This window comes from Streptomyces anatolicus (assembly GCF_019400875.1).
GTDB lineage: Bacteria > Actinomycetota > Actinomycetes > Streptomycetales > Streptomycetaceae > Streptomyces > Streptomyces anatolicus.
The window spans coordinates 1-7,369 of the sequence record NZ_WMBF01000313.1; the positions used below are offsets into that span (position 1 = coordinate 1).

Here is a 7,369-nt window from a genome sequence, read left to right on the forward strand (position 1 = left end):
CGTACGGGGCGGGCTCGGGCAGCATTTCGGCGGCGCAGGCCAGCGCCTTGCGCGCGCCCGTCGCGGTGCGGAAACGCGTTTGGGGGTCCGGCTGGAGCAGGGTCGCGATGACCTGCCAGAGCGGCTCCGGCATGCCCTGCGGGGCGCCGGGAGTGCCGTGTTCGGCGAAGTGCTCGATCAGCGCCTTGGCGTCCGGCTTGGCGCCCTCCAGGAGGTACAGGGCGACCAGGCCGACGGCGAAGAGATCGGCGGCGAAGTCCGGCTCGGCGCCCAGCATCTGCTCCGGGGCGACGTAGCCGGGCGTGCCCACCACGTAGTCGGTCTCGGTGAGCCGGGGCTCGCCCTTGCGCATCGCGATGCCGAAGTCGGACAGGCGCAGATGAGGGCGCCCGGCGCCGGTCGCTTCGAGCAGGATGTTGGCGGGCTTGATGTCCCGGTGGACCACGCCCTCGGCGTGCACGGCCGCGAGACCGGAGAGGAGCTGGTCGAGGAGCGTACAGACGAACCGGGGCGGCAGCGGGCCGTAGTCCCCGATGACGTGCGCCAGGGAGCCGCCGCCGACCAGGTCCATGGTGAACAGGACCTTGTCGTCGTCGGCGGCCCAGCTGGCGGGCGCGAGCACATGGGGGTGGTCGATCCGCAGGGCCTGCTCCCGCACGAACCTCAACAGGGCGTACGCGTCGCTCTGTCGCAGGACCTTGGCGGCCACATAGCGGCGCCGCCGGTGGTCCCAGGCGCGCCAGACCGCTCCGGCTCCCCCGTGCCCGATCGGATCGACCAGTCCGTACCGACCGGCGAAGACCTCACCCATGGTCGCGCTCCGCTCCCCTTCCGGGCCGCGCGGCGGCCCGGTCGACGGATCAGCCCCGGATCAGCTCCAGGGCAGACCAGATCAGCCCCGGACCGGCTCCGGATCAGCTCTGGTGCGCCTCATAGTGGGCGACCGCGTCCGCGGTGCGCCCGGCGCCGTACACCCGGAGGAACTCTGCCAGCTCCGGATGGGTGGGGGCGAGGGAGTCGGCGGCATCGATGATGTCGCCGGCGGCCGCGACGGAGCGCAGCAGCGACTGGATCTCGCGCACCACGCGCTTGACCGTGGGCGCGCCCGAAGTGGTCGTCGTCTGCGCGGTGTTGGTGAGGACGGAGCCGCCCTGGGACCTCTTGATCTCGTCCATGCGGTCGGTCGCCTCGGCGGCGCTGACGCTGCCGTCCGCGACCTGGCCCGCCAGTTCCTGGAGGAGCTGGACGCGCTGGACGACCGCGGGGTTGCCGATCTTGGCACGCTGACCGCTCATCAGCTGGGAGAGCATGGGCGCGGAGAGACCGAGGACTCCGGCGAGGCGCGCCTGGTTGAGGCCCAGATCATCGATGAGGCGACGGAAGAGCGCCCCCAGCGGCTCCCCGTACCAGTTCCGCTGGAGCTCTCGTGCTCTCGCGGTGGTGTCCTGCTGTGCGGCGTCCATTGCGTCTCCCCATCGCTTCCCCTAAGACCGCGGTTCGCTGCCGCGAACCACGTCGTGCATCTTACGGAGCGTGGTCGTCGACCGGGACCCCCAATCCTTTTGCGGGATCCGGGGGGAGACCCGGTACTCTGGTCTGCGATGCACGCCAGGAGGTGATTCTTCCGGTCCGGCGCATCGTTCTCGGGGCCTTAGCTCAGTTGGTAGAGCGCTGTCTTTGCATGGCAGATGTCAGGGGTTCGACTCCCCTAGGCTCCACAGCCCGAGAGCCCCCCTGACCTGCGGAAACGCGAGTCAGGGGGGCTCTGTGCGTTCATGGTTGACCCGCGGTCTCCGCCGCTGGTGCCGGTCGCCGGAGCAAGTAGACGCCCGCGGTCGACACCAGAAGCATCATGCAGGCGATGAAAACGAGGCCCGCGCCCTCCAGGCCCATCGGCCCCGCCAGGAGTCCGACACCGATGACCGGCACCGAGATGCCCGCGTACGCCACCACGAACAGTGCCGAGATCACCGCCGCCCGCTGGTTCGCCTCGGACGCGGCGGCCACCACGGCGAGCGAGCCGCGGAACGCCAGCCCGTGCCCGATGCCGCCGACGAGCGCGCTCAGCACCACCAGCGGCAGCAGATCCCACCACAGCGCGCCCGCGAGGAGGGCGAGACCGCCGAGGAGCGCGGCGCAGCCCAGCGGCAGTGAACGGCCCAAGCCGAACCGGCCGACGGCCAGTTGGCCGGCGGTCGAGGCGAAGAAGGCCAGCGCGACGATCAGTCCGCTCACCGCATGGTTGCGCACGTCCAAGGAGTGGGCGAGGAAGGACGGGCTGACCGACGTGAACACGCCGAACAGGGCGAACCCCACGAAGGTGGCGGCCGCCGCGGGACCGAAGACGCTCCGCACCCGAGGGGGCAGGCCGGGCCGCTGCGGCCGGACGGTACGGAGCGGCCGCCGCTCCCGCACGGTCTCCGGAAGCCGCAGCAGGACGGCGGCCGAGCAGGCCACGAGGGCGAGATGGACGGCGAACGGCAGGTAAAGCGGCCAGTCGGCGTACTGCGCGAGCACCCCGGCGAGCAGCGGCCCGCAGCCGAGCCCGCCCATGTTGGCGGCCGTCGCGAGGAAGGTGGCCCGCGAGGTGCCGCCGTGCGGTGCCAATTCCATTACGTACGCGGTGGCGGCCCCGGTGAACAGGCCGGCGGACAGCCCCGACAGCAGTCGCCCCACATACAGCCAGCCCAGCGTGGTGGCGAACAGGAAGCAGACGGCGCTCGCCGTCGCGGCCCCCAGGCCCCACAGCAGCACCGGGCGCCTGCCGACGGCGTCCGAGGCGTTGCCCGCGAGGAGCAGGACTCCGATGACGCCGACCGCGTAGACGGCGTACACGACGGTGACCGTGAGTTCGGAGAAGTCGAACTTCTCCTGGTAGAGGCCGTACAGGGGAGTCGGCAGCGTCGTGCCTGCCATACATACGGCGAACACCGCCCCGCTGAGCAGGCACTGGCGCCAGCCTCGAAGATCACCGTCCATACCGCTCCGGTCCGCCGGAGGCTGCCTCGACCAGGCCGTTCAGCCAGGCCTGGTGGCCGTTGAGCATGGGGTTGGGCAGCCGCCTGGCGAGTTCGGCGGCGGGGTGGCCGATCTGCGTCTCCTGGGTGAGGATCCGCACGCGGCCGCCGGGCAGGTCCTCGACCAGCCAGGCGTGCAGTACGTCGAGCCGTTCCTCGGGCGTGCCGTCCTGGGCGGCCGTCCAGGAGAGGCGGCCCGGGACTCCTTCCGCCGGGGCCTGGAATTCGACGACGCGGGCGTGCTGGGTGCGCACCGATGCGAAGCCGACGGGCTCGAAGGTGAAGATCACGTCGTCCTTCAGCACGGGGCCGCCGCCTTCCGGGAAGGAGACGGCGGTGATGTTGTCGTAGTACGACTCCCAGGTGGAGGTGTCGGTCAGATACCGCCAGATCTGGGCGGCGGTGAGGCCCTGGACGATCACCTCGTTCGAGACGAAGTTGTCGCCGGTGCCCGGCAGGTATCTCTCGGGCCAGTTGATCGCGTTCTGCGTGGTCATGCGCTCACCCATACCCGCACCCGGGAGGGTCGTATCGGAGTATTAGGTGCAAAAGGTGCGTGGCTCTCTTCGGGGACCAGGAGGCGACCCGGAGGGGTCCCCGACCCGTCCCGGACCCGTCCCGGAGGCGTCCCCGAAGCCCGCGCCGCACAGTGGAGGGCATGAGGACGGACGACGACAGGCCGGCCGCGGCGGCGGCGCCGCGAGGTCTCGATCCCATGATCTCGCTCGCCATGTGCGTGCAGGCCGGACCCGGCGTGTACGCACTGCTGCTCGGCGCCGGTATGTCGCGGGACGCGGGCGTGCCCACGGGGTGGGAGATCGTCACGGACCTGGTGCACCGGGCCGCCGTCGCGCGGGGCGCGGACGAGGAGCTGGCCGTCGCCGACCCCGAGGCCTGGTGGGCCCGCCACGGGGACGGGGGGCCGCTCGGCTACTCCGCACTGCTGGAGGCGCTGGGCGACACCCCCGCCGCCCGGCACAAGCTGCTGCGCGGCTACTTCGAGCCGGACGGCGAGGATCGGCAGGACGGGCGCAAGCGGCCCGGCGCTGCGCATCACGCGGCGGCCCGGCTCGTGGCGCGGGGCTCGGTGCGCGTGGTGCTGACCACCAACTTCGACCGGCTCACCGAACAGGCGCTGGAAGCCGCGGGAGTGCAGCCGCAGGTCATCCACAGCCCCGCCAGCCTGCGCGGGATGACGCCGCTGGCGCACGCCCGGGCCACGGTCGTCAAACTCCACGGCGACCTGACCGACCTGGAGGCCCGCAACACCGAGCGTGAGCTGGGCGAGTACCCGGAGGCCTGGGCCGGTCTCGTGGACCAGGTGCTCGACGAGTACGGACTGATCGTCTGCGGCTGGTCCGCCCAGTGGGATCACGCGCTCGTCGCCTGCTTCGATCGCCGTGCCGCCCGCCGCTACCCCGTGTTCTGGTCCGCCCCGCACACCCCTGGGGGCAAGGCCGCGGAACTCGTCGCCCGCCACGGCGCCGTGGTGGTCCAGGGCCTGACGGCGGAGGAGTTCTTCCCCGGCCTCCTGGCCCGGGTCGACGCCCTGGAACACCTGACGGAACCCCCGCCGACCCGCGAGGTCTCCGTGGCCCGCCTCAAGCGCGCGCTCCCCGACCCCGTACGCCGCATCGATCTGCACGAGCTGGTGGACGCCGAGGCGACGCGGGTCGTGGAACGCCTCTCGGACGACGCCCGGTACCCCGCCGGTGGGCAGGCCTGGGACCCGGAGGCGTACCGGGAGAGGCTGGAGCGGTACCAGGGCGACTGCGAGACGCTGCTGCACCTGATGGCCGTGGGCGTGTTCCACGACGAGGCCGGGGCGCACGGGCGGGTGTGGGTGCGTGCGCTGCAACGGCTGTTGAACGTGCCCGGAGGCGGCGGCGGAGGCGAGCAGGGGGACCCCCATCCGCGTCTCTATCCGGCTCTGCTCGCTCTGTGTGCCGCGGGCAGCGCCGCCGTGCTGGCCGACCGCGAGGAGCTGCTCGGCCGGCTGCTGCTCGAACCGGTCCTGGCGCGGCCCTCCGCGTCACGGCCGGGCTCCGGCCGGGCCACCGCCGAGCCCGGGCCCGGCCCCGGAGAGTCGAGGTCCGCCGAGCCCAAGCCTGCCGAGCCCAGGCCCGCCGTGCTGGCCCTGCGCGCCGCGCACGTCCTCGGCCCCGGCGAGCGCGTCAACGCTCTCTTGGACGCGCCGCATCCACCGTCACTCGTCCAGACGTCCCACAGCACATGGCTGCGTGAACGGCTGCGGGGCGTGCTCGCCGAACCGGGCGCCGACAGCGACCGTACGATCTCCGACGCCTTCGACACCTACGAGTACGTCACCGCGCTCCTTCAGGGCGACCTCGCGGAAACCCCCGCGACGCTGGGCGAATTCACTCTTCCGGACCGCTGGGACGGCGAGGGGAGGCTGCGTGTCGCGGCACGGGTCCAGGCCCGCTTCTCCGATGGCTGGCCCATGCTCCGCAGCGGCGCCTTCGGCGGCGAGATCCAGCGGGCCCACACGGCCGCGGCCGTCGTCGACGTGTTGTGCGCCGAGCGGTACATGGAGGCCGTGGGGCGGCGGCCGTTCCGGTGACTTCGCCTTTTCCTCTGGTGGCGGGGTGTCGGAGGCGGCCTTAGCGTGGGCCAAGATCCGCCTGCGCAGGCGGAATTCACCCCCGTATGCACCCCCCCGTGCTCCCCCCTGCGAGGAAGGTCGACCCATGACGGAGAGCCCCGCCGACAACAGCTTCTCGATCAGCGTGTGCGACGTCCAGGTGGATCTGCCGCACAGAGACGACGGCGAGTGGACCGTGCAGGACATACTCGACTGGGCCCCCGACCACTCCGCCTGGCACATGCGGAAGAAGTGCGTCAGGAGCTGCGGGGGCAGCTGTCTGATCGTGCCCGAGGGCACCCTGGTCGAGGTCCCCAAAGGCGATGCCATGCAGGTCACGCTGGTCGCTCCGGCGGAGGTCCAGCGGCGGATCGCGGAGGGCCGCATGTGGGAGGAGAGCGAGACGTGAGCCTTCACACCCGAACGGCGTGAGCCCTCACGCCCGTACGGCACCCGCCCCGGCCGCGTCCCCCGTCGCGGGGACGCCGATGACGACGCGGTCCTTGAACTCCGCGTGACAGAACTGGTAGACGGGCCCGACCCGTCTGAGGACGCTGAGCACCCGGGCGTCCTCCATGAACGACAGCAGATGGCGCGGCAGCCGCCGGTCCGCGGCGAGCCGTAGGCCCGCCTCCCGGTAGGCGAAGTAGGCGGTGCTCGAGACGGCCACCAGCCCGGCGGCGAGGCCGAGCGCCAGATTCGCCTCCAGGGTCAGCAGCCACTCGCCCAGCGCCTCCACCCCCGGGATGTCATGGTTCTCCAGGTCCGTCTGGACCGTGATGGCCCACTTGACCAGGGGCGGCACCACCGCGAAGACCATGAGTGCGACGGCGACCGAGCGGTCGCCGCGCACTGTGGACCGGGGGGTCTCCTGTTCGAGGTCGGCCGGGACCCGGGCCCAGCGCAGGATCGCGAGGCCCGCGCCGAAGAGGGCGCCGAAGAAGACGCCGAGTACACCCGTCGCGGCGCACCGCACCCACCAGGGCGGAGTGGACATCCAGGGCGAGATGAAGGCGAGCGGGATCCCCAGGCTGATGCCCAGCAGCACGCCCTGGGCGAGACACGTGGGGAGCATGGACCACAGCAGCCGCCTCGGCGCACGGAAGTCCAGGTGGGTGGGGCGGGATGAGCTGCCGGCCAGATCGAGCCCCGCCATGATGACGACGATCAGCAGGAAGACGCAGGCGCGGAAGGCCGCACGCTGACTGACGAAGGTCAGGGCCTCGGACGGGTCGATGAACGAGACGTCCGTGAGCGGCCGCCCGGTCACCTGGCGGATGGACAGGTACGAGAGGAACCCGGCCAGCTCGGCGCCGAGCCAGAAGAGCAGGACGAACACCAGGATTCTCCGCACGCGGACGCCGCGTCGTCCCGCGGTGCGCGGAGGCCACTCGATCCGTCGGCGGAGCAGCGAGACGCAGAGCACGCCGAGGGCCAGCAGCGCCATGGAGAGGACCCACGCGGCACTCGCTCTGAGCGCGGTGTACGGCGCCACGCCCAACTGGATGTCCGCGCCCTTGCGTTCGATCTCCCTTGCCCAGTGCTCGATCACCGCCCCCACGCCCGCGGAGAGCGGGAGGACGATGGCGCAGCCGGCGGCCAGGCGGCGTACGACCCCCGGGCCGGAGGCCCCGGCGAGCCGCACCACCGCCGCCGCCGCGACACCGGTGGCGAGCGTGAGGGTCAGGAAGCAGACGAGGCGCGCGAACGGCGAGAGCGCCCAGTGGAAGTACTCGCCCGCCATGCACCC

General features: G+C 72.1%; 6 protein-coding genes, 1 tRNA gene and 1 pseudogene. 3 read left to right on the forward strand and 5 right to left on the reverse strand.

The window, feature by feature from the left end:
• Together GKQ77_RS23315 and GKQ77_RS23320 are read right to left on the reverse strand one after the other, a co-directional pair.
• On the reverse strand, positions 1 to 811 hold an 811-nt coding region (locus GKQ77_RS23315; RefSeq protein WP_219690878.1), incomplete at its 3' end, for a serine/threonine-protein kinase.
• A 103-nt stretch (positions 812 to 914) separates the two neighbouring features.
• Positions 915 to 1,463, reverse strand: a complete 549-nt coding sequence (locus GKQ77_RS23320) for a helix-turn-helix domain-containing protein (RefSeq protein WP_219690880.1) — start codon at positions 1,461 to 1,463, stop codon at positions 915 to 917.
• 182 nt (positions 1,464 to 1,645) lie between these two features.
• On the opposite strand from GKQ77_RS23320, the gene GKQ77_RS23325 reads away from it, so the two are divergent.
• A tRNA-Ala gene (locus GKQ77_RS23325) sits at positions 1,646 to 1,718 on the forward strand.
• A gap of 55 nt (positions 1,719 to 1,773) precedes the next feature.
• Here the strand turns inward: GKQ77_RS23325 and GKQ77_RS23330 are convergent.
• Both GKQ77_RS23330 and GKQ77_RS23335 read right to left on the reverse strand, forming a co-directional pair.
• On the reverse strand, positions 1,774 to 2,979 hold the full coding sequence (locus tag GKQ77_RS23330; RefSeq protein ID WP_219690881.1) for an MFS transporter: 1,206 nt from the start codon (positions 2,977 to 2,979) through the stop codon (positions 1,774 to 1,776).
• Positions 2,969 to 3,514: an SRPBCC family protein gene (locus GKQ77_RS23335; RefSeq protein ID WP_219690883.1), complete on the reverse strand. Its 546-nt coding sequence runs from the start codon at positions 3,512 to 3,514 to the stop codon at positions 2,969 to 2,971. The genes GKQ77_RS23330 and GKQ77_RS23335 overlap by 11 nt, the downstream gene beginning before the upstream one ends.
• 161 nt (positions 3,515 to 3,675) lie before the next feature.
• Here GKQ77_RS23335 and GKQ77_RS23340 point away from each other — a divergent pair, with 161 nt between their 5' ends.
• Together GKQ77_RS23340 and GKQ77_RS23345 are read left to right on the forward strand one after the other, a co-directional pair.
• On the forward strand, positions 3,676 to 5,598 hold the full coding sequence (locus GKQ77_RS23340; protein ID WP_219690884.1) for an SIR2 family protein: 1,923 nt from the start codon (positions 3,676 to 3,678) through the stop codon (positions 5,596 to 5,598).
• A 127-nt stretch (positions 5,599 to 5,725) separates the two neighbouring features.
• Entirely contained in the window at positions 5,726 to 6,028 is a 303-nt protein-coding gene (locus GKQ77_RS23345) for a hypothetical protein (protein ID WP_219690885.1), read from the forward strand.
• Positions 6,029 to 6,055: 27 nt separating this feature from the next.
• Here the strand turns inward: GKQ77_RS23345 and GKQ77_RS23350 are convergent.
• A pseudogene (locus tag GKQ77_RS23350) lies at positions 6,056 to 7,369 on the reverse strand (hypothetical protein); the annotation flags it as partial.